At 37.1% G+C, this 26,148-nt stretch carries 27 protein-coding genes, 1 riboswitch and 2 other annotated features; of the genes, 20 read left to right on the plus strand and 7 right to left on the minus strand.

Annotated elements, in window-relative coordinates; genetic code table 11:
* Nucleotides 1-189: 189 nt before the first annotated feature.
* From BMX10_RS04125 to BMX10_RS04135, 3 genes are read right to left on the minus strand one after another with little or no spacing between them, the layout of a single operon-like run.
* Nucleotides 190-1,023: a MetQ/NlpA family ABC transporter substrate-binding protein gene (locus BMX10_RS04125; protein ID WP_090439764.1), complete on the minus strand. Its 834-nt coding sequence runs from the start codon at nt 1,021-1,023 to the stop codon at nt 190-192.
* A 4-nt stretch (nt 1,024-1,027) separates the two neighbouring features.
* The gene (locus BMX10_RS04130) at nt 1,028-1,678 is read right to left on the minus strand and encodes a methionine ABC transporter permease (protein ID WP_090439766.1); all 651 of its coding nucleotides are present in this window, start codon (nt 1,676-1,678) and stop codon (nt 1,028-1,030) included.
* Between the two features lies 1 nt (nt 1,679).
* Nucleotides 1,680-2,477, minus strand: a complete 798-nt coding sequence (locus BMX10_RS04135; protein ID WP_090439769.1) for a methionine ABC transporter ATP-binding protein — start codon at nt 2,475-2,477, stop codon at nt 1,680-1,682.
* 74 nt (nt 2,478-2,551) lie between these two features.
* Nucleotides 2,552-2,656, minus strand: a riboswitch (SAM riboswitch).
* Nucleotides 2,657-2,930: 274 nt separating this feature from the next.
* Here BMX10_RS04135 and BMX10_RS04140 point away from each other — a divergent pair.
* Nucleotides 2,931-3,242, plus strand: coding sequence for a YerC/YecD family TrpR-related protein (locus BMX10_RS04140; protein WP_090439771.1), 312 nt, complete (start codon nt 2,931-2,933; stop codon nt 3,240-3,242).
* A 209-nt stretch (nt 3,243-3,451) separates the two neighbouring features.
* Here BMX10_RS04140 and dapG read toward each other — a convergent pair whose 3' ends face one another.
* A complete protein-coding gene (gene dapG / locus BMX10_RS04145; RefSeq protein ID WP_090439774.1) occupies nt 3,452-4,675 on the minus strand; it encodes an aspartate kinase in 1,224 nt (407 codons plus the stop codon).
* Nucleotides 4,676-4,859: 184 nt separating this feature from the next.
* Here dapG and BMX10_RS04150 point away from each other — a divergent pair, with 184 nt between their 5' ends.
* From BMX10_RS04150 to BMX10_RS04160, 3 genes are all read left to right on the plus strand, one after another.
* Nucleotides 4,860-5,054 (plus strand): hypothetical protein, encoded by a 195-nt coding sequence (locus tag BMX10_RS04150; RefSeq protein ID WP_090439777.1) that lies wholly within the window; start codon nt 4,860-4,862, stop codon nt 5,052-5,054.
* A 143-nt stretch (nt 5,055-5,197) separates the two neighbouring features.
* Nucleotides 5,198-5,389 (plus strand): hypothetical protein, encoded by a 192-nt coding sequence (locus BMX10_RS04155; protein WP_090439779.1) that lies wholly within the window; start codon nt 5,198-5,200, stop codon nt 5,387-5,389.
* Nucleotides 5,390-5,594: 205 nt separating this feature from the next.
* Complete coding sequence (locus tag BMX10_RS04160) at nt 5,595-6,323, plus strand: phosphatase (RefSeq protein ID WP_090439782.1); 729 nt, start codon at nt 5,595-5,597, stop codon at nt 6,321-6,323.
* Nucleotides 6,324-6,374: 51 nt separating this feature from the next.
* Here BMX10_RS04160 and BMX10_RS04165 read toward each other — a convergent pair whose 3' ends face one another.
* Complete coding sequence (locus BMX10_RS04165) at nt 6,375-6,548, minus strand: aspartyl-phosphate phosphatase Spo0E family protein (RefSeq protein WP_090439785.1); 174 nt, start codon at nt 6,546-6,548, stop codon at nt 6,375-6,377.
* 213 nt (nt 6,549-6,761) lie between these two features.
* Here BMX10_RS04165 and BMX10_RS04170 point away from each other — a divergent pair, with 213 nt between their 5' ends.
* Genes BMX10_RS04170 through BMX10_RS04185 form a run of 4 tightly spaced genes read left to right on the plus strand, consistent with a single transcriptional unit; the run spans nt 6,762 to nt 11,109 of the window.
* Nucleotides 6,762-7,271 carry an NADH-quinone oxidoreductase subunit NuoE family protein gene (locus BMX10_RS04170; protein ID WP_090439788.1) on the plus strand — a complete coding sequence of 170 codons (510 nt, stop codon included), beginning with the start codon at nt 6,762-6,764 and terminating at the stop codon, nt 7,269-7,271.
* Nucleotides 7,272-7,282: 11 nt separating this feature from the next.
* On the plus strand, nt 7,283-7,672 hold the full coding sequence (locus BMX10_RS04175) for a (2Fe-2S) ferredoxin domain-containing protein (RefSeq protein ID WP_090439792.1): 390 nt from the start codon (nt 7,283-7,285) through the stop codon (nt 7,670-7,672).
* Between the two features lie 18 nt (nt 7,673-7,690).
* Nucleotides 7,691-9,340, plus strand: a complete 1,650-nt coding sequence (locus tag BMX10_RS04180; RefSeq protein WP_090439795.1) for a NuoF family protein — start codon at nt 7,691-7,693, stop codon at nt 9,338-9,340.
* A gap of 23 nt (nt 9,341-9,363) precedes the next feature.
* Nucleotides 9,364-11,109 (plus strand): NADH-dependent [FeFe] hydrogenase, group A6, encoded by a 1,746-nt coding sequence (locus tag BMX10_RS04185; protein WP_090439798.1) that lies wholly within the window; start codon nt 9,364-9,366, stop codon nt 11,107-11,109.
* 159 nt (nt 11,110-11,268) lie between these two features.
* Here the strand turns inward: BMX10_RS04185 and BMX10_RS04190 are convergent, their stop codons facing one another.
* Both BMX10_RS04190 and BMX10_RS04195 read right to left on the minus strand, forming a co-directional pair.
* Complete coding sequence (locus BMX10_RS04190; RefSeq protein WP_090439801.1) at nt 11,269-12,423, minus strand: C45 family autoproteolytic acyltransferase/hydrolase; 1,155 nt, start codon at nt 12,421-12,423, stop codon at nt 11,269-11,271.
* A gap of 23 nt (nt 12,424-12,446) precedes the next feature.
* Complete coding sequence (locus BMX10_RS04195; protein WP_090439804.1) at nt 12,447-12,998, minus strand: MerR family transcriptional regulator; 552 nt, start codon at nt 12,996-12,998, stop codon at nt 12,447-12,449.
* 346 nt (nt 12,999-13,344) lie between these two features.
* Between BMX10_RS04195 and BMX10_RS04200 the strand changes: the two genes are divergently transcribed.
* From BMX10_RS04200 to BMX10_RS04255, 12 genes are all read left to right on the plus strand, one after another.
* A complete protein-coding gene (locus BMX10_RS04200; RefSeq protein ID WP_090439807.1) occupies nt 13,345-14,550 on the plus strand; it encodes an MFS transporter in 1,206 nt (401 codons plus the stop codon).
* A gap of 150 nt (nt 14,551-14,700) precedes the next feature.
* Entirely contained in the window at nt 14,701-15,534 is an 834-nt protein-coding gene (locus BMX10_RS04205; protein ID WP_090439810.1) for a hypothetical protein, read from the plus strand.
* Between the two features lie 119 nt (nt 15,535-15,653).
* Nucleotides 15,654-16,538, plus strand: a complete 885-nt coding sequence (locus BMX10_RS04210) for a cation diffusion facilitator family transporter (protein WP_090439812.1) — start codon at nt 15,654-15,656, stop codon at nt 16,536-16,538.
* Nucleotides 16,539-16,733: 195 nt separating this feature from the next.
* Entirely contained in the window at nt 16,734-17,639 is a 906-nt protein-coding gene (locus tag BMX10_RS04215; protein ID WP_090439814.1) for an ABC transporter ATP-binding protein, read from the plus strand.
* A 9-nt stretch (nt 17,640-17,648) separates the two neighbouring features.
* Nucleotides 17,649-18,434, plus strand: a complete 786-nt coding sequence (locus BMX10_RS04220) for an ABC transporter permease (protein ID WP_090439817.1) — start codon at nt 17,649-17,651, stop codon at nt 18,432-18,434.
* Between the two features lie 258 nt (nt 18,435-18,692).
* The gene (locus tag BMX10_RS04225) at nt 18,693-19,514 is read left to right on the plus strand and encodes a M15 family metallopeptidase (RefSeq protein WP_244272632.1); all 822 of its coding nucleotides are present in this window, start codon (nt 18,693-18,695) and stop codon (nt 19,512-19,514) included.
* A gap of 112 nt (nt 19,515-19,626) precedes the next feature.
* Nucleotides 19,627-19,874, plus strand: a binding site (T-box leader).
* A 59-nt stretch (nt 19,875-19,933) separates the two neighbouring features.
* Complete coding sequence (gene ilvB / locus BMX10_RS04230) at nt 19,934-21,637, plus strand: biosynthetic-type acetolactate synthase large subunit (RefSeq protein WP_090440032.1); 1,704 nt, start codon at nt 19,934-19,936, stop codon at nt 21,635-21,637.
* A complete protein-coding gene (ilvN, locus tag BMX10_RS04235) occupies nt 21,630-21,953 on the plus strand; it encodes an acetolactate synthase small subunit (protein WP_090439820.1) in 324 nt (107 codons plus the stop codon). The genes ilvB (BMX10_RS04230) and ilvN (BMX10_RS04235) overlap by 8 nt, the downstream gene beginning before the upstream one ends.
* A gap of 109 nt (nt 21,954-22,062) precedes the next feature.
* Nucleotides 22,063-22,311: a binding site (T-box leader), on the plus strand.
* Nucleotides 22,312-22,370: 59 nt separating this feature from the next.
* Nucleotides 22,371-24,077: a biosynthetic-type acetolactate synthase large subunit gene (gene ilvB / locus BMX10_RS04240; protein WP_090439823.1), complete on the plus strand. Its 1,707-nt coding sequence runs from the start codon at nt 22,371-22,373 to the stop codon at nt 24,075-24,077.
* Entirely contained in the window at nt 24,070-24,363 is a 294-nt protein-coding gene (gene ilvN, locus BMX10_RS04245) for an acetolactate synthase small subunit (protein WP_090439826.1), read from the plus strand. The genes ilvB (BMX10_RS04240) and ilvN (BMX10_RS04245) overlap by 8 nt, the downstream gene beginning before the upstream one ends.
* Nucleotides 24,364-24,651: 288 nt before the next feature.
* Nucleotides 24,652-25,125 (plus strand): C-GCAxxG-C-C family protein, encoded by a 474-nt coding sequence (locus tag BMX10_RS04250; RefSeq protein ID WP_090439828.1) that lies wholly within the window; start codon nt 24,652-24,654, stop codon nt 25,123-25,125.
* A 12-nt stretch (nt 25,126-25,137) separates the two neighbouring features.
* Nucleotides 25,138-26,097, plus strand: coding sequence for a TDT family transporter (locus tag BMX10_RS04255; protein WP_090439831.1), 960 nt, complete (start codon nt 25,138-25,140; stop codon nt 26,095-26,097).
* Nucleotides 26,098-26,148: the final 51 nt, after the last annotated feature.

Consider the following 26,148-nt stretch of genomic DNA (forward strand, 5'->3'; position numbering starts at 1 on the left):
TTATAGTTTTTTATCCTTTGGTGGATTGCTTTTAGTGTGCCATTTTCGTCAGTAGATAATTAAGCAATACATTCACCAAGTAAACCAGCCTACAATTCAGTGGAAATAAAAAACGCTTTCTGAATTAGGTTTTATTCTATTTTCTTAGTATTTGTAAGAGGCATTAAAATAAATTGGTAAATAATGCATTTAAAATGCAGGTACAACTGCTCCTTTATATTTATCTTCAATAAAACCCTTTACTTCTTGAGAATTTAGTAGATTGATTAGGCTTAAAATCTTTTCATTTTCTTCATTTCCTGCTGCTACTGTTACTACATTTGCATATGGAGAATTAGCATCCTCAATAATTAGTGAATCATTTACAGGATTAAAGCCTGCCTCTAAAGCATAATTGGTATTAATAATGGCAGCAGTCACATCATCTAAGGATCTAGGTAATTGTGGAGCCTCTAAAGGAATAAACTTAAGATTCTTTGGATTTGAAGCAATATCTTTTTCAGTAGCTGACAATCCTGCATCTTCTTCTAATTCAATCAGTCCATAATATTCTAATAATAATAGTGCTCTTCCTCCATTGGTGGGGTCATTAGGTATAGCAATGGTAGCGCTATCCTTTAAGTTTTCTATACCAGATAAGGTTTTAGAATATAATCCTAAAGGCTCCACATGAACCTTTGCTACTGCGCTTAAGGTTAAATTATTATTAGCAGCAAAAGTCTCCATGTAGGGTACATGCTGGAAGAAGTTAGCATCTATCTCTCCATCTGCTAAAGCAAGGTTTGGTGTAACATAGTCTGTAAATTCTACTACCTCTAATTCAATTCCCTCTTGGGCTAAAAACGGCTTAATAAACTCTAATATTTCTGAATGGGGTACTGGCGTAGCTCCAACCTTGAGGGCGACAAGATTATCCTCTACAGTATCTAATGTTCCTGTTTCCACCTTTTCTGCTTGGCTGCAACCTGCCAATAAAGTAACCACCAATAATCCAATAATAAATAAAATACCTTTCTTTTTCATCATATTACCTCCTATCAATTTTTTTTGCTGCATAATTTCCTGAAATTTGAACAAATTGCACTATAATGATTAATAAAAATACTGTCCATATCATAACTTCTTTGTCAAAACGATGATAACCATAACGTATGGCTAAATCTCCTAAACCACCTCCTCCAATAGCTCCTGCCATAGCTGAGTAGCCAATGACATTCACAATAGTAATGGTAATACCCAGTAGGATAGCCGGCATACTTTCTGGGATCAATACCTTATAAATGATCTGAAAATTGGTTGCCCCCATTGCTTGAGAAGCCTCTATTACTCCCTTATCAACCTCCAATAAAGCATTTTCTATGATTCTAGCAAAAAAGGGTATAGTGGCTACCGTTAGGGGAACAATAGCAGCGGTGGTACCGATGGATGTGCCTACCACAATTCGAGTAAAAGGAATAATAGAAATCAATAAAATAATAAATGGAAAGGACCTACCCATATTGATAATATAGGAAAATAGTTGATTGAGCATAGGGTGGTCCATAATATGATTCCTTTTGGTAATGACTAAAACAATTCCTAAAGGTGTACCTATGAAAACTGCAAAAAGGGTGGATATAGTAACCATATAGAATGTCTCCCGCAAAGAGGGAAGAAGAAGACCTAATAATCTTTCCATTTTATAAACCTCCTGTCTTAAGATTTCTGAAAAAGTCTAAAGGGATAGGTGTATGCTTTTCAAAGGCTTTATTCCCTAATAATAAATTAGTATAAGGATGCTGTGGGGCTTTAAACACTTGACTAACCATTCCTCTTTCCACAATCTCTCCATCCTTTAAAACTGCTACCTTGTTACATATTTCTTCAATCACTTCTATTTGATGGGTAATCAATACAATGGTGATATTTAGTTTTTGATTGATTTCCCTCAAAAGCCTCAATATACTTCTGCTGGTGATAGGATCGAGAGCAGAGGTAGCTTCATCACTTAGCAATACTTTAGGGTTAGTAGCCAAAGCTCTAGCAATGGCTACTCTTTGCCTCTGACCACCACTCAGTTGAGCTGGATAGTGATTCCTTTTTTCTTCAAGTCCTACTAGTCCTAGCAGGTTTTGAACTCGGTCCTGAATAACTTCTTTTTTTGTTTTTTGCAGTTCAAGGGGGTAAGCTATATTTTCCTCTACATTTCTGCTGGTAAGAAGATTATAACTTTGAAAAATCATTCCCATATTTCTACGCTGCTGTCGTAGTAATGCTGCGGAAATCTTGGTCAGATCAACTCCTTCTATAAGAACTTCTCCTGTAGTAGGAGGCTCTAAAAGATTGATGCAGCGGATCAAAGTTGATTTACCAGCACCACTTAAGCCCATGATACCGTAGATATCACCAGCCTCTACAGTAAGATGAATATCCTTTAAGGCCAACACATTTCCTTCTTTGGCTTGGTAAAGCTTGCTAACATTTTTTAATTCAATCATTGTATCACTCCTCTAAGCTATAATAAAAAATGCCTCCTTCACAATGAAAGAGGCACCATAATCATAAGTATCCCCTCTCATCTTTCAGTACAATATGTACTGCTGGAATTAGCACCTTCGATAAAAATCGTGGTTGCCGGGTTTCATAGGGCCAGTCCCTCCACCTCTCTAAATAAGAGTTTATTATTAAATTGGTTACTACAAAATTACTATGAAACAAATTATATTAGCTTTTGCCTAAAAAGTCAATAATAAAAATAAAAAAAATAATTGGAAATCTATAGCAGAATAAATAGTATGAGATACGTGAAATAAAAAGATACACAAGAATTAGATATAACAAACTTGAAGCAATATGAAGATAACTTGAAAAAGTTTTAAAACACAACAGGAAAAAGAATAAAAAAGTCGAAGTTTATAGTAAAACCTACTTTAATGATTAGAGGTGATGGAATGGCTTATCAATCAAGAATTCAAGATGATTTTACCGATGCACTATTTGAAGCGATACTAAGATTAGAAAATGTTGAAGAATGCTATAGATTTTTTGAAGATATTTGTACTATTAAGGAAATACAATCGATATCCCAAAGACTGGAGGTAGCAAAGCTTTTGAAGGAAGGACGTACCTACAGCGAAATAGAAAAGGTCACCGGCGCCAGTACTGCCACCATTAGCAGAGTTAACCGATGCTTACACTATGGAGCAGATGGATACAAGCTTATTTTACAAAGACTAGAAGAGCAGGAAGAAGAAAAAGAATAGAGTTATTTTTCAAAGGTAGACACAAAGGTCTGCCCTTAGACTGTTGCAAAACCTCCATCTTCTTCGTTGCTTCAAAAACCCAGCACCTTTACGTATTACATATACGCTGCAGCCGCTGGGTTTTCTTGCGCCTTGAATCTGAAGATTTTTCAACAGTCTGAGGTTGTTGACTTTTTCAACAACCTCGGGGCAGAAACATAGGTCTGCCCTTACTGCCGTCCCAGATGAAAAGCTTCATGTAATAGGTTTACTGCTTTTTTTGCATCTTCCTCCTTCACTAAACAGGAAATGGTAGCATGGGAGTCAGAGGTTTGTAATATTTGGATGTTTTCCTTGGCCAAAGCATATACCACTGTTGCCATGACACCAGGGATACCTGTAATTCTTGAACCTACAATCGTTACCTTACTGCATCTATCTAAAATAGAATACTCTACCTTATGATTCTGCAATATTTTTTCCAGGGCTGACCTCTGAGGAGTAAGGATGGTAAAAATTTTTTTATCCACAAAAAAATTAATTATATCGATGCTGATATTAGCCTCTGCTAAGTCTGACAATATGAGACTATCCTTTTGAAGAGGCTCCTTCATAGAAAGTGATACCTGTGTAATATCATCCTTATGAGTAATAGCCGTCAGAAGCTGAGTACTGCATTTAGAAGAGTAAGGGGTAGTACCGTTTTTACGACAATTGCAAATACAAGTTCCAGGGTGAGAAGACATGGTGTTTTTTATTTTTAGAGGAATATTCCCATAATGGGCAATTTCTACAGCCCGAGGATGAATTACCTTTGCTCCCTTTTCTGCCATCTGAAACACCTCGTCATAGTTAATTTCATTGATAATTTGTGCCTTCGGTACAATATTGGGATCTGCCGTCATAATACCATCCACATCAGTGTAAATCTCCACACAGTCAGCATTTAAGGCAACTCCTAAAGCAGCTGCGGTAGTATCACTGCCACCTCGTCCCAAGGTAGTAATCTCTCCATCCTGCGTACTTCCCTGAAATCCTGCTACGATAACAATCTTATCCTCCTCCAGATGAGAAAAAATTTTATTTGTACCTACAGATAAAATATCAGCATTGCCGAAGGTATCATCTGTTAAAATGCCTGCTTGAAATCCTGTTAAAGCCTCTACCCTGTATCCATCTGCCTCCAGAGAAGAGGCCAGTACAGCTGAGGAGATGATTTCTCCACAGGCCATTAAAAGATCTAAATGTCTTAAACTGCAATCAAAAGTATTATCTAACGCTAATTCCTTTAAGGTATCAGTAGCATAAGGATCACCCTTCCTACCCATAGCAGAAACCACTACAACCACTTGATAACCCTCACGTTTAGCATTAGCAATTTTCTCCACAACCATTTGCCTTCTTTCTTTTGAAGCAACGGAGGTGCCGCCAAATTTTTGCACCATAATCTTCATAAAAACCACCTCATATTTGATATTTCAAAACCTTTTCGCCTATACTTCTAAATTATGCATTTCTGTGTAAATGTTCCACAAGAAAAAGATGAAGTTAAGTCAAATAATGCACAAAAATATTCACTAATTCATAAGATAAAATGAGACCCGATAACAATCCAAAATGAGAGTGAGGTGTCAAAGAATGAGTGAAGGAGTAAAAGGAACAGGTATCTTTGGCGATGTTTTTGGTACTAACAGCAGCATATTGTTTTTCTTTTTACTGCTAGTGATAATTTTCTGCAATTGCCCATTATTTAGAGAATCAGGAGATAGCTTATTATTCTTCCTCTTAATTTTGGTAGTATTATTTACTGGCGGTAGAATATGTGGCTTCTAACAAAGTAAAGAAATAATTTTGCACAAATGGATAAAAAGTCTTTATCCATTTGTGCAACAAAAGTAACCGTTTTTACAGGTTTCACATACTATATATTAAGACTAGAGATAGTCCTAATAAGAATATAAGGAGGGTGCTAATAAATGAGTGATGTAGCTAAGAGCAATGTACTAGGCGGGTTGTTTGGTGGTCAAAGCAGTTTACTATTCTTCTTCTTATTGTTAGTAATCATCTTCTGCAACTGTGGTATCTTCAGAGGTGCAGGTGATAGCTTACTATTCTTCTTCCTACTTCTAGTACTATTATTTGGTGGAAGATATTTTTGGGCTTACTAATTAAACCGGTTCCCAAATAAAAGGGTAGAAATTTCTACCCTTTTATTGTTGTCTTTCGATACAAATCTACAATTTTTTCTACTAAATTTAAAAACTAGTTCTAAAAAATGACTTTTTGTTAAAAATAGTATTTGATATAATAAGTAATAGTTACTGGAAAAGAATAGAAAAAATACTGGTAATAATGGGAAGGAGAGGCTTTTTAATGAATTTATTACTAGATACCCATTGTCATACCCTGGCAAGTGGCCATGCCTATAGCACCATTGAGGAAATGGCAACCTATGCTAAGAAGATCGGATTTAAACTAATAGCCATAACAGATCACGGACCCAAAATGCCTGGCAGCGCTCATATACTATATTTTAAAAATCTAAGGGTAGTACCTAAAGAAATCGATGGTGTAGAAATACTTAAAGGTGCAGAAGCTAATATCATGAATCATGAGGGAAAACTAGATCTTTCTGAAAGTGTCCTAAAAAACTTAGACATTGTTATTGCAAGTCTTCATCAGCCATGCATTAAGCCAGGTACAATGGAACAAAACACCAATACCCTCATCAGCCTCATGCGATTACCCTATATCCATATTATTGGACATCCTGGTAACCCTGCCTATCCTGTAGATGTTGAAAAACTCGTGAAGGCTGCTAAAGAAAGTAGTACATTAATAGAAATTAACAATAGCTCTTTAAAGCCAGAAACCTTTAGAACCGGTAGCAAGGAAAATTGCTATAACATATTAAAAGCATGTCGAGATGAAGGAGTAGCAGTGACTATTGGTAGTGATGCTCATATTTCTTATGACATAGGAAATTTTTCTGTAGCAAAAAACATGATGGAGGATTTAAATATGCCGGAGGAACTCATTACCAATACTTCAGTGGACCGATTAAAGGCTCAAATAAAGAAAAAGAAAGCCTCTGAAGTGTAGTCAAATTTCATATTTACTTATATAAAATCCTAAGGTGAGCCACCTAGGGTTTTATAGTTTTTTGAAAATCAATCGATTCAACTTTGAAATAGCCTCATCAAGCACCTGACTTGCCTCTATTATTTCTGGGTCCTGAAGATTTGAAGACTTTTCTTCTATTAACTTATCTAGATTTTTTCTTAAAATCTCAATATCATTTAATATTTTCTTTATATCCACTATCATTATCACCTCCTAATAAATAGCGTGTTCTATAAAAAAAGAATTATTCTTTTAACATTCAATCAAGAAAACTTCTTTCAGTAGTTGTAAAAGAGATTTTTTACTGATAAAGAGAATAATTACCATATGATTTATAAACAATAATAGTTGATAAAAGTAAAGATTTGGTGCCAGGCACCTAACTTATTAACTTATTGCAGGAGAGGAAGGAGTCTAATGCCAGAAGAGCTAAAAGTCAAGGAAAAAAATGATTTACAAAAGCCTATACCAAAGGAGCATTATGAAAAACTAGAGGAATACATTGATAGTCTACCTTCTCTTGAGGGTAGATTGATACAGGTACTGCATCATGCTCAGGATATTTTTGGATATCTACCTAGAGATGTACAGCTTTTTATTGCTAGAAGATTAGGATTAGCAGGAGCAAAGGTCAATGGTGTTGTTTCCTTTTACAGCTACTTCACAGAGGAACCTAGAGGAGAATATGTTATCAATATTTGCACGGGTACTGCCTGTTTTGTAAAGGGAGCCAACAAGCTTACAGAAGAATTTGAAAAAAAGCTAAAAATCTCTGCAGGAGATACAACAGAGGATAGAAAGTTTACCTTAAAGGATGTTCGGTGTGTTGGAGCCTGTGGGTTAGCCCCATTAGTAGTGATCAATGATAAGGTTTTCGGCAGAGTAAAGCCAGAGGAGATAGAAGGCATATTAGAGCAATATTTATAGGAGGTGAACGGATGAAACAAATTAAATCCTTAGAGGAGTTAAAAAGAATTCGAGACAATGCTAATCAAGGATTAAACATTAGAAAAGCAGAGGAGGAAAAGCATATCAAGCTAAAGGTGGGGATGGCTACCTGTGGCATTGCAGCAGGAGCTAGAGAGACCTTTAATACTCTTTTTGAAACCATTGAAAAAAAGGGTTTAAAAGATGTCTATTTAGTGCAGGTAGGATGTATGGGCTATTGCCATGATGAACCCATGGTACAGGTAAATGTACCTGGAGAAAGCCCCATACTCTATGGTAAGGTAGATAAGGAAAAAGCAAAGGAGATTATTGAAAAGCATGTAGAAAAGGGAGAACTGTTACAGGATTCAATTATTTCAAAATCCTTTCACAAGGAATAAAGGTATGGAGGGAAGTGTATGAAGCGTTATCAGGCACATATATTGATTTGCAGCGGTACTGCCTGCGAATCTCAAGAAAGTAGAGAAATGATAGAAAAATTTCATCAGGAGCTAAAAAAAGCGGATCTTCATGAAGAGATACAGATTGTAAAAACCGGATGCTTTGGGTTTTGTGAAAAAGGTCCCATTGTCAAAATTCATCCTGACCATGTCTTTTATGTAGAGGTGAAACCACAGGATGTTGAAGAAATTGTAAAAGAGCATATTATCAAAGGACGCAGGGTAGAAAGACTGCTCTATGAAGAACCAACTCTACAAAAAAAGATTGAAGAACAGGAGAAGATATCCTTTTACCATAAACAGCTACGTATTGCTTTAAGAAACTGTGGATTCATCAACCCAGAAAATATAGAGGAATACATAGGAGAAGACGGTTACTTAGCTCTTGGAAAGGTATTGACGGAAATGACACCAGAGGAAGTCATTAACATCGTAAAGGACAGCGGGTTAAGAGGTAGAGGTGGAGGGGGGTTTCCCACGGGCTATAAGTGGGAGTTAACCTATAGAAACAAAAATGATTTAAAGTTTGTTATCTGCAATGCTGATGAAGGAGATCCTGGAGCCTTCATGGATAGAAGTATCCTGGAGGGAGACCCCCATAGTGTACTGGAGGCTATGGCTATTACTGGCTATGCTATTGGAGCAGAAAAAGGATATATTTATATTCGTGCTGAGTATCCTTTAGCGATAGAAAGGTTAAATATAGCCATAGAACAGGCAAGAGATTATGGTGTTTTAGGAGAAAAAATATTTGATAGTGACTTTAACTTTGACATAGAGCTAAAATATGGTGCTGGGGCCTTTGTATGCGGTGAGGAAACAGCTCTAATCAATTCAGTTGAAGGTGGTAGAGGAGAACCAAATGCAAAGCCTCCCTTTCCAGCAGAAAGCGGACTGTGGGACAAGCCTACCTGTGTCAACAATGTAGAGACCTTTGCCAATATACCACCCATTATCCTGAAGGGTCCAGCATGGTTCAGTCGTGTTGGGACAAAGGATAGTAAAGGTACCAAGGTTTTTGCACTGGCAGGCAAGGTGAATAATGTAGGTCTAGTAGAGGTGCCTATGGGAATTACCTTAAGAGAGATTATCTATGATATTGGTGGAGGTATTCGGGAAAATAAAGGCTTTAAAGCGGTACAGACAGGAGGTCCTTCTGGTGGATGCATCCCAGAAAAGTACTTAGACACCCCTATAGATTATGAAACTTTGAAAGAAATAGGTTCTATGATGGGCTCTGGCGGGATGATTGTGATGGATGAAGAGAACTGCATGGTGAACATCGCTAAATTCTACTTAGAATTTACAGAGGACGAATCCTGTGGAAAATGCACTCCCTGTAGAATTGGGAATAAACGTCTCCATGAGATTTTAATAAGAATTACCAACGGCAGAGGGACAGAAGTGGATTTAGAAAGCCTGCAAAGCTTAGGAGAAATGGTCAAGGAAAGTTCCCTCTGCGGTTTAGGACAAAGCTCTCCTAATCCTGTGCTGAGCACCTTGAAATATTTTGCAGAAGAGTATAGAGAGCATGTAGTGAACAGAAAATGTCCTGCTGGTGTATGCAGTATGGGTAAGAAAAAAACAGCAGCTGTTCCAAAACAATAGTCAAGAATAAAGGTGGTGTTGATTTGAAAGATTATGTAAAGGTTACAATTAATGATAAAACCGTAGAAGTTCCTAGAGAGTACACGATTTTAAATGCTGCAGTAGAGGCAGGGATAAAAATCCCTACACTATGTCATTTAGATTTACATGATTTAAAAATGGTGAATCGTACCGCCTCCTGCAGAGTCTGTATGGTGGAGATAGAGCAAAGACCTAATCTGGCTCCAGCCTGTGCTACGCCTATCAATGATGGGATGGTAATCCGAACGGATTCACTAAGGGCGATAAGAGCACGAAGAATGGCGGTGGAGTTGCTGCTTTCTAATCATCCAACCGACTGTCTCATATGTCAAAGAAACGTAAGATGTGAGCTGCAATCTCTAGCACAGGAGCTAAATGTAAGAGAGATTAAGTATTCGGGAAAGAGGAATAAGTATCCCTTAGATACCTCCAGCCAAGCGATAATCAAAAATCAGGATAAGTGCATCTTATGCCGCCGATGTGAAACTGCCTGCAATGAAATTCAAACCTGTGGGATTTTATCCGCCCTCAATAGAGGCTTTGATACCATTGTTGGACCTGCCTTTAATTTGCCGATGGTGGAAACCTCCTGCACCTACTGCGGTCAATGTGTAGCAGTATGCCCAACAGCGGCATTGACAGAGGTAAATCATACCCATAAGGTATGGGAGGAATTACATAAACCTGATAAATATGTAGTAGTACAGGTAGCACCGGCTATAAGAGTAGCATTAGGAGAGCTTTTTGGCATGGAGGCAGGCAGCATCGTAACAGGAAAGCTGGCAGCTGCCCTAAGACGAATGGGGTTTGACCAAGTATATGATACAGAGTTTGGAGCAGATGTTACCATCATGGAGGAGGCCAAGGAGTTAATCCATCGTCTAGAGCATGGTGGTACATTACCAATGCTGACCAGCTGCTGTCCAGCTTGGGTAAGCTTTATCGAGCATCAATTTCCTGATATGGTTGATGTACCCTCTACCTGTATGTCACCCCATATCATGTTTGGCGCCATAGCAAAAACCTATCTTGCAGAAAAAATAGGAATTGATCCCAAAAAGATGGTGGTGGTTTCTGTCATGCCTTGTGTTGCAAAAAAAGCCGAGGCAGCTAGAACAGAGCTTAGCATTGATGATAACGACGATGTGGATATTGTTATAACTACAAGAGAACTGGGAGATATGCTAAAGGAGGCAGGAATCGACTTAGATAAGCTTCCTGATGAGGACTTTGACCATCCGTTAGGGAAATCAACTGGTGCTGCCAGTATTTTTGGTACCACTGGCGGAGTGATCGAAGCCGCTATGAGGACAGCCTATGAATGGGTCACTGGAGAAACATTAGAAGAAGTGGAGTTTAAACAATTAAGGGGCATGGACGGCATCCGAGAAGCTACAGTAGACTTAAAAGGTAAGGAACTAAAAATAGGGATTGCACATGGGTTAGGAAACGCTAGACAGATGCTGGAGGACATTAGAAACGGCAAGTCTGAATTCCATGCTATTGAAATCATGGCCTGTCCTGGCGGCTGTGTCGGTGGAGGAGGACAACCCTACCATTATGGCAACGATGAAATTGTGAAAAAACGTCAGGAGGCCATCTATAGAGAGGATCGAGGAAAATCCATCAGAAAATCCCATGAAAATCCAGAAGTCATTAAGCTTTATAAGGAATACCTAGGAGAGCCCTATGGAGAACTAGCCCATAAACTGCTCCATACAAAATATGAGGCGAAGGAAAGAATCTAAACAAACATAAGGTTATAAGGAAATAGATAGGTTCTGTCTTGAAGCTCCATTGGAAAAATGGAGAATGATCAAGACGGAACCGACTATTTTTTGTAGGAAAGAGGCTTTTACACTGTAGAAGCAGTTGGAGGAGGGAAGGTTTTTTACACTATGAAGTTTTTATTGATTTTTTATAGAGAATTCATAGTATGGTGTCCGAATCGATGTGCCATATCTATGGTTTGCTCCATCCCTTAGATAAAAGCTAATCTCTATACTTCGATCATCAATATCATAAATATTGTGTAATAGCGTACGAACTGGAATTTCTGGAGGATGCATATAAGAAGTCTCCTCAACAAATACCAAAGCATTGGTCTTTTTAGTAAAATCAATGGTAAATTTCTCAGTGCAATCCTCAATGGCATCATGAAGCACTCTATATCGATTATAAGGACATATTTTATCCTCACTAGTCTTTGGAATAACTTCTATAGCTTCATAGCGATGCAGCAAGAAGTTTGTAACAATTTGTGGCGTATCTTCTTTCCTATCAACAATATACTCTTTGTTATGAGCATGAGAATACTCCCATACAAAAGAATTACCAAATCTATCAGCAATTAATAGATGGATGGGCTGAAATATGTAAAAGTGCTTATTTGTTAACAGTACTTCTTTGGCTTCCTCAACAGTAGCGCAGGTGTCCAGCAGCAATTGAACGCTTTTTAGCTCATTGATACCAACGGCATTACTAAAGGTTGGCTCTATGGAATGATTCACAGCTGATTCATCATCTGCAAGGTGGATAACTGTAAGGCCTTCGGAGTTGATGCCCTCAAGAGCCTCACCCAGCAGCTGAAAACTTAAGATTGTAATAGAAGGATATCCTTCATCAGGGTACATTTCAACGATATAAGGCTTCGAGAAAGCAGGGGTTTTGCTGGGCATATAGAAATCCAAATTCCTGCTTATTATTCCATGACCTGATGCTGTACTGTTGGGAGGATAATAAACTGCAGAACAGCCTGTATCCAGAGCCAGCTCTCCCAATAAGGAGAAATCTACAGCATCTTTTGAGAGGTCTTTGTTATAAGTAGCTGCCGTACCCTTCATTCTTTCTAGATAGATTGGATAGTTTTTCTCAAGATAAATTCTTTGACAGCGTGTTTGCAATAAATCCTCTGAGGGCTTTTTTTCTATGCCATGCACTTCCTTTGCGATCTCCCCTAGCTTCTTACCGATTTCATAATTGCTGCCCTTTAAAACCAAGTGACGAACCTCCAAGGAATCTTCAGGGCTGCTTAGTATAACTCTTTCATGAAAATCTAACATAATACTTCATTCCTCCTGACTATCTAACTTTTTTCTTTTCCTTCATTAAGAATACTTCTAGCATATTCTCGGATTCCTTCAATCTCTTCTTTATCGATGCCTAAGGCCTCTAAAAAGATTTGATGTCCTTCCGGTGAGATATCCTCCAGCTTTGCATGAAGACGATCCATATCATCTTCATCTAATCCTGCTAATCTTAGAATCTCTATTAAAGTATCTTTTTCCAGAATTTGAAGCCGTTGCAATAAGGCTTCATTTTTTAGGATGCCTAGAATTAAATGCTGTTGATTCCTAATCCGTTTCATTTCCTGATTTAACTCATCTAATCTCTTCTCAAGGGTGTCCTTAATTGTTCCTTGAGATGCTTCCAACAGTGACTTGATTTCCTCCAAAGATATACCAGTTTGTCGATATTTGCATATCTGCTCCAATCTTTTTACATCCTCCTGTGAGTACCTCCTATAATTGTTACTGTCTCTACTGGAAGGTGTGAGAAGCCCAATGCTGTCATAGTAAAGCAGGGTACTTCTGGAAAGATTAAACTTCTTACAAAGATGACTAATAGAATAACTCATGAATATTTCCTCCTCCTATAATCAGGTTAAACTATGAAGCTATAGTCAGGTCAACAATTTTATTTCAAAAAAGCCACGGGGACGTTTCATCTGTCATATCCTGTTTTGTAGAAAAGTAATTACTCAGTAATTAATAAATATATCGACTACCTTCATTTACTTTTCCATAATCTATGTGGTATAATAATGAAAAATTTACAAGGAAAGGAAATGAAGGGTATGATGAATATTCAAATTTGGATGGATACTGGTCAATAAAACCATGGAATACGAGGTCCGCCTTTTTACTTTTTTATAATATGACCAAGAATTGAATAAATAACCATAAGTAAAAAGGAGGAGCATAATGAAAGTTCGATTGTTTTATCTGTATAAATTTCTACAGGATTTTGTACCCATTTATCCTGTTTATCTACTTTTATTTGAATCAAAGGGTATTTCTGTTGCTGAGATTTCTTTACTACTGGCTATCTGGTCTGTGCCGGTGGTTTTACTGGAGGTGCCAGCAGGGCTATTAGCTGATTACTGGAGTAGAAAAAATATGATGCTGATAGCAGTGTTTTTGAAGGCTACTGGGTATACAGCATGGTTTATTTCTGATGGTTTCTTTTTATTTGCTATAGGATTTGTATTTTGGGGTGCTAGTGAAGCCTTTAGGTCAGGCTCAGAGGAAGCTTACCTATATGATACCCTAAAAGAAAAAGGAGAAGAAGCTAGTTTTGACAAAATTCTTGGGAAAAGCTATTTTTATTCCACAGTGGGTGTTACGATAGCAACCCTCATGGGTGGATTTATGGCAATGTTCTTAGGTATGAAAGTTACGCTAGTTCTTTCCATCCTATCCATGATTCTATGCAGTTTTATTGTATTGAGATTTAAAGAGGTGAATTATTTTTTGCTGAATAATCAACATAAAGCAGAAAGTAAGCTAAAGAGGTCCATTGGGACCCTAAAGGAAGCAACAAAGTTTTGTGTAGCTGAAAGGGAAATCTTTATTATGGGTCTTTTGGCGATTTGCATCGTAGGAACGGCAGATTTGATTGATGAATATGATCAGCTGATTGCCAGTAGATATGGTTTATCAATGGGTTTTATTGGGGTTTGGATGGCTATAAGGTATTTTCTTAGCAGTATAGGTGGTGCAGGTGCTTATAAACTGAAATTGTTTTTAGAAAAAAACTGGATAAAGGAAAGGTTTCATACAGTCTTAGTATTATCCTTGATGGCAGCTGTTTTTTTAGGAGTATCAGGATATGTTGGGAAAATCGTCATTATGCCTTTATATGGTCTATTCTACCTAGTTATGGCGGCTGCCCATGTTCTGCAGGAGGACTACATCCAACAGAAGGTGAAGGAAGAAGGACGGTCAACCATACATTCTCTTGTTTCTTTAGGGAGAAATTTATATGGGATTATTTTCTTTAGCCTGTTTGCCATCCTACTGTCCTATGTGGATATATATGGTATGCTTATGGTAGTAGCTATTTACATCATTGTAGGCTGCGGAGTATTAAACCTAGCATTTCATCTCTATAAAAAGAAGTCTGTATAACTAACATCTTTTTCTAAGATGATGCATAACAGCCACGGAGTCTAGGGATTCCGTGGCGATATCTTTCTATTAACAATGTAAAAAGTATTATGCATGTAGATAAAATAGGTATGGAATAACAATACTGAAGGGAGTGTAGAAAAACTGAAGATGATAAGAAGAACTACCATAATTTTGATATGTTTTCTTTTTAATTTTAGTTTTATCTCCTGCACACAACAAGAAGATCTTTTTGCAGAGGAAAACAAACTAGAAGAAGGTATCGAAGTCCAGCATACTAACAATTATACTTCTTGTGAAGCTGAAGCTGCAATGCAGTTAAATAATATAGAAGCTGAATTGATTTCAGCGATACCAAATAGACATATTTACCTATATGGAGGTCTCAACAAGGTAATGCTGGACTATGAGGGTGAAAAATTTTACTACGATTGGAGTTGGAGTACACCAAGAAACATTCAACCAAGGATGTATTTAGAGGATTTTAGCAATGATGGCAATAATGAATTGGCAGTGATACTGCATGTCGGTTCTGGTACTGGGGTTTCAATTGATGAATTGCACATAATTGAAGTGTCTCAAGAAGAATATCTTTCAGAAGATCAAACCCACAAGGAGTATATGGTTAAAAATCCAGAATATTTTAAAGCGTATTGTTATAAGGATTACACAGATCAGCTTCAAAGAGAAGTGAAAATGAATATAAAAGAAAAGCCTAATAGTACAGTAGCAACCATTGAGGTGAATGGAGAAAAACATACTATCAATATTCAGAAAGAAAATAAAAATACCCTTGAGAGAGAAATCGGCTTGGGACAAACCATAAGATTCGATTATGAAGAAGGAAGTTTACTGGCTGCCTTTGGTATAGCAATATTTTATCCACATCCAGACTATATAGGTGAAATAGCAGCTGAAGTAAATTATGAAGCTGGAAGATTTCAGTTGAATCACATGAAGTTCGTTGAATATAGGGATGAATAGAACCCTTCATCATTTAAACTTTTAGTCTCGGGAAAATTATTTTACTAAAACAATCTCATTTTATAGGCTGTATTCATAGATTATACTATTAGAAAATTTTTCTAGAGGTGATATCAGCTATGAATAGATTTAAAGCAGCCTACTTAGCAATAGCAGTGAGTATATTTTTAGTGTTTTTCAAGATTTCTATTGGATTATTCACTAATTCTATAAGTATTATTTCTGACGGGATGCACTCTTTTATGGATGTGATTGCATCTACTATAACCTTAGCCGCCATGAAGCTTGCCAAAAAACCTGTAGATCAATGTCACAACTATGGTCATGGTAAATATGAAGATTTAGCAGCGGTGATACAAAGTGTTTTGATATTGATTATATCCATCACCATCATTTATCAAGCTGCTTCTAGGATACTAAATCAAAACCTTATTACAGAAACACTTCCAGGGATGGGTGTGATGCTGGTTTCCATCACACTGCATTCTGTGACAGTACTTATCATGCTGAAATACGCAAAGAAAGAAAACTCAATCGCCCTCAGAGCCAATGCTCTACACCTGCTAGCGGATGTTATCACTTCTGTTGGGGTAATTGTGGGATTAGTCATCATCCACTTTACAGGCATAAGAATCATTGACCCCATAGTGGCAATTATTGTAGCGCTTATTATCATAAAGACTGGCTATGATATAGGAAAGGAATCTATTCAGCAGTTATTGGATAAAAGTCTTAGCCAAGGGGAAAAGAGAATTATAGAAGAAATACTAGAACAACATACGCCTCCTATTTTGGAGTACCATCATCTTAGGACCCGACGGGTAGGAGAATCTAGACAAGTGGACCTTCACTTAGTTTTTCCAAATGATTATAGCTTGATGGAGGCCCATGATGTTTCAAGTAATATAGAAAAGGATATACATCAAAGGCTAACAAATGCAAGAACAACTATCCATTTAGAACCAGAGATTCATGATCATCCTTATAAATTATACAGATTATAGGAGCTTTTAAGAGATTCTTAATAGAGGCTGCCTTTCATGATTGAAGGAATCGTTGGAAAGGCAGTCTTCTATTGGGAAAAAAGCTATGAGCGTTATCAAGCTTTAAAAATTTAAAGTTTAACTTCTTTACAAGAGTGGTATAGTTTAAAAGAGGTAGATATCAAGAAGAATATTTTCACTAGAAGGAGGACATGAATGTTAAAAATCAATAATCTATCAAAAACCTATATAAAGGCGAATAAAGAAGCTTTAAAGGATGTCAATATCCATATAAACAAGGGAGAGTTTACAGCGTTATTAGGACAAAACGGAGCAGGGAAAACCACTTTAATCAATATATTGGCAGGAAATGTAAAGAAAACCCAAGGAGAGGTAGAAATAGGAGGCTATGACTTAGAAAGAAATGAATTGGAGACTAAAAAAATCATCGGCATTGTCCCTCAGGAGATTTCCTATGAAACCGCCTTTACAGTAGAGGAGATTTTGAAAAAGCAATCGGGATATTTCGGTATTAAAAACAATAAAGAGTATATAGATGAGTTATTAGAGTCCTTAGCTTTACAGGATAAGAAAAAGGCATATGGCCGAGAGCTTTCAGGAGGAATGAAAAGGAGAATGTTAATCGCAAAGGCCCTTGTTCATAAACCTCAGATTCTTATTTTAGATGAACCTACAGCCGGTGTAGATATAGAGCTAAGACATACATTGTACCAATTTCTAAGAAAATTGCATAAGTCTGGTACCACCATCATATTGACCACGCATTATATAGAAGAGGCAGAGAAATTATGTGAAAGAGTCATCGTCATAAATCATGGGGAAATTATTGCAGATCAGCCAAAGGACAAACTCTTGAAGGATTTCTCGAGGGAAATAAGGATAGAAATTGATTTTGATTGGGAAGTAAATATAGATGCCTTTGATTTTTTAAAAGAATATCATCCGAAGGTGGAGGACAAAAAAAGAATCTCACTAAAAATCGATAAAAATGATTTGACAAAGATATTGGATATGATTACCCAAAAGAATATGAAATTTGTAGATTTAAATATAGAAAGACAAAAGCTGGAAGATATTTATCTACAGCTAATCAGACGTTAGGAGGCACTTATGAATAAAAGCTTAATATTTTATAACAGGATCGGTTTTTTAACCTTACTCCATAGAGAGATTCACAGGTTTATGAAGGTCTACGTCCAGACGATTCTTGCTCCCTTGCTGTCTAGTGTCTTATATCTAGGGATATTTGGAGGAATGCTGCAAACAAGAGAAGTGGGAATTGAAGGAGTAAATTATCTATACTTCCTGGTGCCTGGGCTAGCTACTATGGCAGCTATACTTTCTGCCTTTCAAAATCCTGCATTTTCTATCATTGTACAAAAATTCCAAAATACCGTACAGGATCTCAATAGCTATCCTATCTCTGATATAGAAAAGGCATTGGCATTTATTCTAGGGGGAACCTTTAGAGGGCTACTGGTAGGGTCATTGACTTATCTAGCCACAACCTTCTTTGTTGGGCATGTGATACAGTATCCTTTGCTTTTCGTTCTTTCTTTAACGATTACCTCCTTCATTTTTGCATCTATAGGATTAATCACGGGGCTTTTATTAGACAGCTTTGAAAAAATGAATTTTGTGCTGGCATTGATTATTACACCCTTGACTTACGTCGGAGGTGTATTCTTTGAAATCACAAAGCTACCTGGAGTGCTGTCAAAGATTCGATATATCAATCCCATCTATCCCTTAGTCAATATTACCCGTTATACCTATCTAGGAGTGTATGAGGGGAATCTACAATTACAGCTTTTAGCAGCAACTATCTTCATTATAGGATTTTTCCTAGCTGCTGTATATATATTTAAAAAAGGATATGGTATTAAAATAGATTAATGCGTATGGTAAATATATAAATATTTTAAAGACTGCCTTAAATGGTTGAGACAATCACCACGAAGGCAGTTTTTCTATTTGCTATTAATAGAAATAATCTAATGAAGGCCTTTATTTATTGTTAATCGCCAGTGTTAACTGACAAACAGCAAAAAATTTTTATCATAAAATGCAATAAAATAAAGGAATTTATAATTATTTCAAGAAAATATATCCATTTAAGGTGTGGAGGAATTACAAAAGATAGGAGATAATAACATGAAGTTCATAAGAATGTTTATGACAGCTTTATTCGTTGTGATTCTGTTAGGTGTATTTATGAGCACTACTATAAATACAAGTTTTTGGCAGCAGGAATCTGTCGTTTCAACAATATATGAAAAGCCAACAGTGGAGAATAAAGAAAAACAATATGAAGACAAATTAATAGATGAAGATAATAGCGAGAATAGTGGCATAGATCATATTGACAATGACCTAAATGAAGAAATAAATAGTACTGAATTTATTCCCATCTTTACCTATGAGGATTTACCAAGAGAAATAATTAATAAAATCCATGATGCATCCTGGAAAGAAGAGGCACCTATAGGACTAGAGGATTTGTCCTATCTTACTGTTACATATTGGGATTTTTATGAGGAACAACAGCATGGAGAACTGATCGTACACAGAAGAGTTGCAGAAGAGGTAGTGGAGATATTTGAAGAATTGTATGAGGTCAGGTTTCCTATTGCAAAAATGAGGCTGGTTGATGAATATGATGCTGATGATGAGCTCTCTATGGAGGATAACAATACCTATGCTTTTTGTTATAGAGTAATTGCTGGCACTCAACGAATATCAAAGCACGGCTATGGATTAGCTATCGATATCAATCCTATACAGAACCCGTATGTTAGAGGAGAGACAATAATACCATCAGCAGGTAGAGAGTACATAGATAGAATAAATATAAGAAAAGGCATGATTACTAAAGGCGATCTATGCTATCATGCCTTCACCAGCAGAGGATGGACATGGGGCGGTGACTGGAAAACACCTAAAGATTACCATCATTTTGAAAAAGTGATTGATTGAAACTAGTAAGGATAAGTGGTATTTTTTAGAATAAATAATAAAAATTTCAAAATACCTATTGACAATAATATTCAAACATATTAAAATATTCTTTAAATAAATTAATTATAAGTTAAAGGCATTGACGAGGAGGAGTACATATATTCCGAAGTATAGAGAGGAAATGATGGTGGAAATTTTCCCTGAAGAATATGTAGAAGCTAGCCTCTGAGCCGTGGACCGAAATTGTAAAAGAGTAGACTTCAACGGAGTCCCACCGTTATAGGGGAAGTAGTATCGGAGAAATCCCGTACTATATTGAGCTGTGTACTTGTTGTACAAAATTAGGTGGTACCGCGAAGATAAACCTTCGTCCTTTTGATAGGATGAAGGTTTTTGTAGTTTTTGCAAAGAGAAAATTGATAGGGGAGGAAATAATGATGAAATGTAGTGGAGCGGAGATTATTATTAGTTTACTAGAAGAGCATGGGATAGATACCATTGCTGGGATACCAGGGGGAGCAAATCTCCCAATGTACAATGCCCTAGCTAAAAGTGATAAAATACAGCATGTCCTTGCAAGACACGAGCAGGGTGCGGGATTTATCGCTCAGGGGATAGCCAGAACAACTGGAAAAGCAGCAGTTTGTTTTGCTACCTCAGGACCAGGTGTAATGAACTTACTGACAGCCATTGCTGATGCTAAACTAGATTCTGTTCCTATTGTGGCTATTACAGGTCAAATACCTTCTTCTTTGGTGGGAACCGATGCTTTTCAAGAAGTAGATACCTGTGGTTTAGCAATACCTATAACCAAACATAATTTTTTTGTGCGATCAGCAAAGGAATTGTTTCATATAATACCAGAAGCCTTTAGAGTAGCAGAGGGTGGAAGACCTGGGCCCGTTATTATAGACATTCCTAAGGATGTTCAACTAGAGGAGATAGAAATTACAAATTGGCCCGTAGAGGATAATGAAAGTCTTATAGATATGGGCATCGGAGTTAATCATGATAATATAGCTAGCTTAGAAGATATAGAGCAGATAACTGAAATGATTCATAAATCAAAAAAACCTTTGCTTTATATTGGTGGAGGAATATTACAGTCAAATTCTCATGAATTGCTTTATGATTTTGCCAAGAAAAACAGTATACCTGTTGCCTCTACTTTAATGGGGCTGGGTTGCTTTCCTTCAAATGATCCTCTATATCTAGGTATGCTGGGGATGCATGGAGCACCCTATACCAATCTTATATTAAATGAAACGGATCTATTGATTGCCTTTGGTGTACGTTTTGATGACAGAGCAACAGGCAAAATTGCTGAGTTTTGTCCAGAAGCTTCTATCATACATGTAGATATTGATCCTGCGGAGCTGGATAAAAACAAATCCACAAAGATTTCTGTAGCAGCAGATATTCGCATGGTATTGGATGAACTCATCCTATCCGTTGAAGAAAACCATCGTCAGGAATGGATGCAAGAAATCACTGAAATTAAAGAAGCCAATCCATTTCCTATTGGCAATAAAAAAGATTTTTATCATCCATTAAACCTTATAAGAAAAATAGGCAGCATCGTAGATCCTGATACCATAATAACAACTGATGTAGGACAGCATCAAATGTGGGTTGCTCAAGCATATCCCTTTCAAAAACCCCGTACCCTGTTGACCTCCGGGGGATTGGGAACCATGGGCTTTGGATTACCTACTGCCATAGGAGCTGCCTTGGCAAATCCTGATAAAAAGATCATCTGTATAAGTGGAGATGGTTCTATACTGATGAATATTCAAGAGCTGGCAACTCTGGCTGATTTAAACCTAAATATAACTGTAATTATACTTAATAATGGATGGCTGGGAATGGTGAGACAGCTGCAGGAGCTATTTTTTCAAGAGAATTATTATGCTACTCAATTCACCACCAACCCTGATTTTGCTTCCATGGCTCAGTGCTTTGGTATCAAAGGCTATGATTTCAAAGACCAAGAAGACCCAAATCATGCGTTGGAAAAAATATTGTCTGGGTCTCATCCATGTGTTATCAATATGCCGATTGATTTTAGAGAAAATGTCATGCCTACAGTACCACCAGGTGCAGGCAATCATCAAATGATAGGAGGAGAAAAACGTGTGTAAAAAAACCGATGTTATTATTCAATTGACAGTAAACAATCATCCAGGAGTGATGTCCAACATTACAGGACTATTTACAAGAAGAGCTTTTAACCTTGAAGGGATTTTATGTGGTAGATTACAGAATACAAAGACCAGTAGAATGTATCTATTGCTAAACAACGATGACCGCGTGGAACAGATTATTAAGCAATTGAAAAAGCTTTATGATGTGTTAGAGGTTTCTATATGTGAGGACTGTGATTACAATTCATTTGACAATATTCATGAGTTAGTACAAGGGAAAAAGCAGACTAAAGCAATCGATCCATATAACTGAAGTAACAGCTAAATCATTGCATTTATTTCCATATGTAATAAATATAAAAAAACTATTGACAAAAGCATTCGAAACTATTAGAATATTCTTTAAATAAATTTATTATATGTTAAAGGCTTTGATGAAGAGGAGTACATATATTCCGAAGTATAGAGAGGAAATGATGGTGGAAATTTTCCCTGAAGGATATATGGAAGGTAGCTTCTGAGCTGTGGACCGAAATTGTTTTAAAGTAGACTTCAACGGAGTCCCACCGTTATAGGGGAAGTAGTATCGGAGAAATCCCGTACTATATTGAGCTGTGTACTTTTTTGTACAAAATTAGGTGGTACCGCGGAGAATAACCTTCGTCCTTTTAATAGGATGAAGGTTTTTTAGTTTTTGTAAAAGTCAAGATAATAAAAGGAGGAAATGATAATGAAATGTAGTGGAGGAGAAATAATTATTCGTTTATTAGAGGAGCAGGGGATAGACAAAATTGCTGGAATCCCAGGAGGAGCCAATCTTCCTATGTACCATGCTCTAGCCAAAAGTGATAAAATACAGCATATCCTTGCAAGACATGAGCAGGGTGCGGGATTTATCGCTCAAGGTATAGCCAGAACAACTGGAAAAGCAGCAGTTTGTTTTGCTACCTCAGGACCAGGGGTAATGAATTTATTGACAGCCATTGCTGATGCAAAGCTAGACTCTATTCCTTTGGTGGCAATTACAGGGCAGATTCCTTCTTCTCTTGTAGGCACTGATGCCTTTCAGGAGGTGGATACTTGTGGTTTAGCAATACCTATAACCAAGCACAACTTTTTTGTATCCTCAGCAAAGGAGTTATTTCACATCTTGCCAGAAGCCTTTAGAGTGGCAGAGGAAGGAAGACCTGGCCCAGTCATTATTGACATTCCAAAAGATGTTCAATTGGAGGAAATAGAGATTGACATTTGGCCTGCAAAGGACAGGAACAATGAAAGAAGTATAGATATTTACATGAATAATGATAAGGCAATAGCAAGCCTAGAGGATATAGATCAGTTGGCAGAAATGATTAATGGATCTAAAAAACCTTTACTCTATATTGGGGGAGGAATCCTACAATCCAATTCCCATAAGCTGTTGTATGATTTTGCTAAGAAAAACAGTATACCTGTAGCCTCCACCTTAATGGGACTGGGATGCTTTCCCTCCAACGATCCTCTATACTTGGGAATGCTGGGGATGCATGGAGCGCCTTATACCAACCTTATATTAAACGAAACAGATCTATTGATTGCCTTTGGGGTACGTTTTGACGATAGAGCAACAGGTAAGATTGCTGAATTTTGTCCAAAAGCTTCGATTATACATGTAGATATTGACCCTGCGGAGCTAGACAAAAATAAATCCACCAATTTTTCATTGGCAGCAGATATAAGGTTGGTATTGGATGAATTAATTTTATCCATTGAAGAAAATCAAAGAGAAGGATGGATTAAAGAAATTACAGCAATAAAAGAAGACTATCCATTTCCTATGAAGAAAAAAGAGGATGCTTATCATCCTTTAAACCTCATAAAAAGTATTGGCAGTATGGTAGAGGATGACACCATCATCACAACAGATGTTGGACAGCATCAAATGTGGGTAGCACAGGCATACCCCTTCCAAAAACCTAGGACACTGCTAACCTCTGGCGGTTTAGGCACAATGGGCTTTGGATTACCCACTGCTATAGGAGCAGCCTTAGCAAATCCTGATAAAAAAGTAATCTGTGTCAGCGGAGATGGATCTATCCTAATGAATCTTCAGGAATTAGCCACCTTAGCTGACTTAAACCTAAATATTACCATCATTATACTAAACAATGGGGTGCTAGGTATGGTAAGACAGCTGCAGGAGCTATTCTTCCAAGAAACTTATATATCCACAAAATTTGTTACCAATCCAGATTTTGCTTCAATAGCAAAAAATTTTGGCATAAAAGGTTACGATTTTAAAAATAATCAGGAACCAGAGGGTACTTTACAAAAGATACTATCACTATCCGAGCCCTGTGTCATCAATATACCGATAGATTCTAGCGAAAATGTTATGCCTACAGTACCACCGGGTGCAGCAAATCATCAAATGATAGGAGGGAAAAAATATGCCTAGAACAACCGATGTTATCATTCAATTGACAGTAAACAATCATCCAGGAGTAATGTCCAACATTACAGGACTATTTACAAGAAGGGCATTTAACCTTGAAGGCATTCTGTGTGGAAGATTGGAAGATACAAAAACCAGTAAAATGTATCTACTGGTAAATAACGATAACAGAATCAACCAGATTATCAAGCAATTAGAAAAACTATATGATGTACTAGAGGTTTCCATATGTACAAACTGCGATTATGAAGTTTTTGACAATATCCATCAGTTAATACAAGGAAAATAGCTGCCACGTGCCACGTGCCACGGGGACGTTTCATTTGACAACATCCTAAAGTAAATAATTGGAAAAAATATCTGAAGGTGCATCATTTAAATATTCGAAGAAATAAGTGTACTTGTTAGTTTGTAATTCTGAAGAAGTAATCAGGGTATGTATTGAGTTTCGCAATCTGTATTCTAAAACACATAGAATTTTTCTATTGGAATTTAATACTTGCTCTCCTATATACTATAGACAAGAGTTGTTAATAAAGAATCAATATTATCATAATAGTTTATAGGAGGAAATATAATGGAAAAAAGCATTAGTGTTCAAGAGGTTCGACAGCAGGCTGAAGGGTATTTCCAGAGGGGAGAATTTTTCTGTTCGGAGGCCGTTGTTCATACCATTAATGAGCTGTTGGGCTGGCCTTTTTCAGAGGAAGTTGTAAAGCTAGCTTCTGCATTTCCCATTGGGTTGGGTAAGGCTGGATGTCTTTGTGGTGCTGTTAGTGGAGGATCAATGGCATTAGGAATGGCTTATGGAAGACAGCATGGAGAGCCTATGAATGAAAAAATGTTTCCTATCTCTGCCGCATTACATGATCACATCAAGGAGATGTATAAGAGTACATGCTGTCGTGTCCTGGTAAAAGGCTATGACTTTACCAGTCCTGAGAGAAAAGCTCACTGTGTGGCCATCACTGGAGAAGTAGCCGCTTGGATTGCAGAAAAACTGCTAGAGGATCCAGAAATAGCAGAAAAAATTCAGAAGGCAACAGTCTAGAGGGATGGTCTTATGAATAGAATGATTAAGAAAATACCAATACCTATGGCAGGATTGATGCTAGCCCTAGCATCAGCAGGAAATCTTATAGCCTCCTATGGTAGTAGCTATAGAAATATCTTTGGGGTTTTAGCAACGGGTTTAATGATTTTACTTGTCAGTAAGGTGGTTAGCATGCCAAAAGTAATAGAAGAAGACTTTGGCAATCCAGTAATAGCAAGTGTGATGCCAACCTTTTCTATGGGATTGATGATTCTGGCAACCTATCTTAGACCTTATTTGGCATCAGGAGCCTATGGTGTATGGATTATGGGCTTAGCTATCCATGTAGTCCTCATCCTTCTTTTTACAAAAAAATATATTTTCAGCTTTAACATAAAAAAGGTTTTTCCAAGTTATTTTATTGTATATGTTGGAATTGTAGCAGCTAGCGTAACAGCGCCGGCATTTGGTTTAGCCCACTGGGGCCAATATATTTTTTGGTTTGGCTTGATTACCTATTTATGCTTATTACCTTTTGTACTATACAGGGTTTTGGTGGTAAAGGGTATGCCAGAGCCAGCTATACCAACCCTTACCATTTTTGCAGCTCCAGCCAGTCTTTGCTTAGCAGGATATTTAAATTCCTTTCAGGAAAAAAGTATGAGTATGGTAGTTTTTTTAGGGATATTAGCATTAGCGATGTTCATTGCAGTCATGTTCAACATGCCTAAAATGTTAAGATTAAAGTTTTATCCCAGTTATTCGGCCTTTACCTTTCCTTTTGTTATCACTGCTATTGCTATGAAGGGAACAAATGCCTATTTAGCTTCAGCTGGCAGAGGGATGGCTTCCCTAGGATACTTTGTAAAGTTCTTAGAACTGTGGGCTATCGTTATGGTAATTTATGTATTTGTTAAATATATGAGTTTTATCCTGGGAAGGCCAGGACCTGTTGTGGCAACAGATAAAAAGCTAACTGGTGCCAACTAAGTGAATAAATCTAGAGGATGTCAGTGACTGTCAATAATACAATGACAAAAC

Source organism: Natronincola peptidivorans, from assembly GCF_900111615.1.
In the GTDB taxonomy this organism is placed as follows: Bacteria; Bacillota; Clostridia; order Peptostreptococcales; family Natronincolaceae; genus Natronincola_A; species Natronincola_A peptidivorans.

Coding starts and splice junctions, on each gene's coding strand:
- BMX10_RS04125 (WP_090439764.1), bottom strand. CDS start 1,023: ATGAAAAAGAAAGGTATTTTATTTATTATTGGATTATTGGTGGTTACT.
- BMX10_RS04130 (WP_090439766.1), bottom strand. CDS start 1,678: ATGGAAAGATTATTAGGTCTTCTTCTTCCCTCTTTGCGGGAGACATTC.
- BMX10_RS04135 (WP_090439769.1), bottom strand. CDS start 2,477: ATGATTGAATTAAAAAATGTTAGCAAGCTTTACCAAGCCAAAGAAGGA.
- BMX10_RS04140 (WP_090439771.1), top strand. CDS start 2,931: ATGGCTTATCAATCAAGAATTCAAGATGATTTTACCGATGCACTATTT.
- dapG (WP_090439774.1), bottom strand. CDS start 4,675: ATGAAGATTATGGTGCAAAAATTTGGCGGCACCTCCGTTGCTTCAAAA.
- BMX10_RS04150 (WP_090439777.1), top strand. CDS start 4,860: ATGAGTGAAGGAGTAAAAGGAACAGGTATCTTTGGCGATGTTTTTGGT.
- BMX10_RS04155 (WP_090439779.1), top strand. CDS start 5,198: ATGAGTGATGTAGCTAAGAGCAATGTACTAGGCGGGTTGTTTGGTGGT.
- BMX10_RS04160 (WP_090439782.1), top strand. CDS start 5,595: ATGAATTTATTACTAGATACCCATTGTCATACCCTGGCAAGTGGCCAT.
- BMX10_RS04165 (WP_090439785.1), bottom strand. CDS start 6,548: ATGATAGTGGATATAAAGAAAATATTAAATGATATTGAGATTTTAAGA.
- BMX10_RS04170 (WP_090439788.1), top strand. CDS start 6,762: ATGCCAGAAGAGCTAAAAGTCAAGGAAAAAAATGATTTACAAAAGCCT.
- BMX10_RS04175 (WP_090439792.1), top strand. CDS start 7,283: ATGAAACAAATTAAATCCTTAGAGGAGTTAAAAAGAATTCGAGACAAT.
- BMX10_RS04180 (WP_090439795.1), top strand. CDS start 7,691: ATGAAGCGTTATCAGGCACATATATTGATTTGCAGCGGTACTGCCTGC.
- BMX10_RS04190 (WP_090439801.1), bottom strand. CDS start 12,423: ATGTTAGATTTTCATGAAAGAGTTATACTAAGCAGCCCTGAAGATTCC.
- BMX10_RS04195 (WP_090439804.1), bottom strand. CDS start 12,998: ATGAGTTATTCTATTAGTCATCTTTGTAAGAAGTTTAATCTTTCCAGA.
- BMX10_RS04200 (WP_090439807.1), top strand. CDS start 13,345: ATGAAAGTTCGATTGTTTTATCTGTATAAATTTCTACAGGATTTTGTA.
- BMX10_RS04205 (WP_090439810.1), top strand. CDS start 14,701: ATGATAAGAAGAACTACCATAATTTTGATATGTTTTCTTTTTAATTTT.
- BMX10_RS04210 (WP_090439812.1), top strand. CDS start 15,654: ATGAATAGATTTAAAGCAGCCTACTTAGCAATAGCAGTGAGTATATTT.
- BMX10_RS04215 (WP_090439814.1), top strand. CDS start 16,734: ATGTTAAAAATCAATAATCTATCAAAAACCTATATAAAGGCGAATAAA.
- BMX10_RS04220 (WP_090439817.1), top strand. CDS start 17,649: ATGAATAAAAGCTTAATATTTTATAACAGGATCGGTTTTTTAACCTTA.
- BMX10_RS04225 (WP_244272632.1), top strand. CDS start 18,693: ATGAAGTTCATAAGAATGTTTATGACAGCTTTATTCGTTGTGATTCTG.
- ilvB (WP_090440032.1), top strand. CDS start 19,934: ATGAAATGTAGTGGAGCGGAGATTATTATTAGTTTACTAGAAGAGCAT.
- ilvB (WP_090439823.1), top strand. CDS start 22,371: ATGAAATGTAGTGGAGGAGAAATAATTATTCGTTTATTAGAGGAGCAG.
- ilvN (WP_090439826.1), top strand. CDS start 24,070: ATGCCTAGAACAACCGATGTTATCATTCAATTGACAGTAAACAATCAT.
- BMX10_RS04250 (WP_090439828.1), top strand. CDS start 24,652: ATGGAAAAAAGCATTAGTGTTCAAGAGGTTCGACAGCAGGCTGAAGGG.
- BMX10_RS04255 (WP_090439831.1), top strand. CDS start 25,138: ATGAATAGAATGATTAAGAAAATACCAATACCTATGGCAGGATTGATG.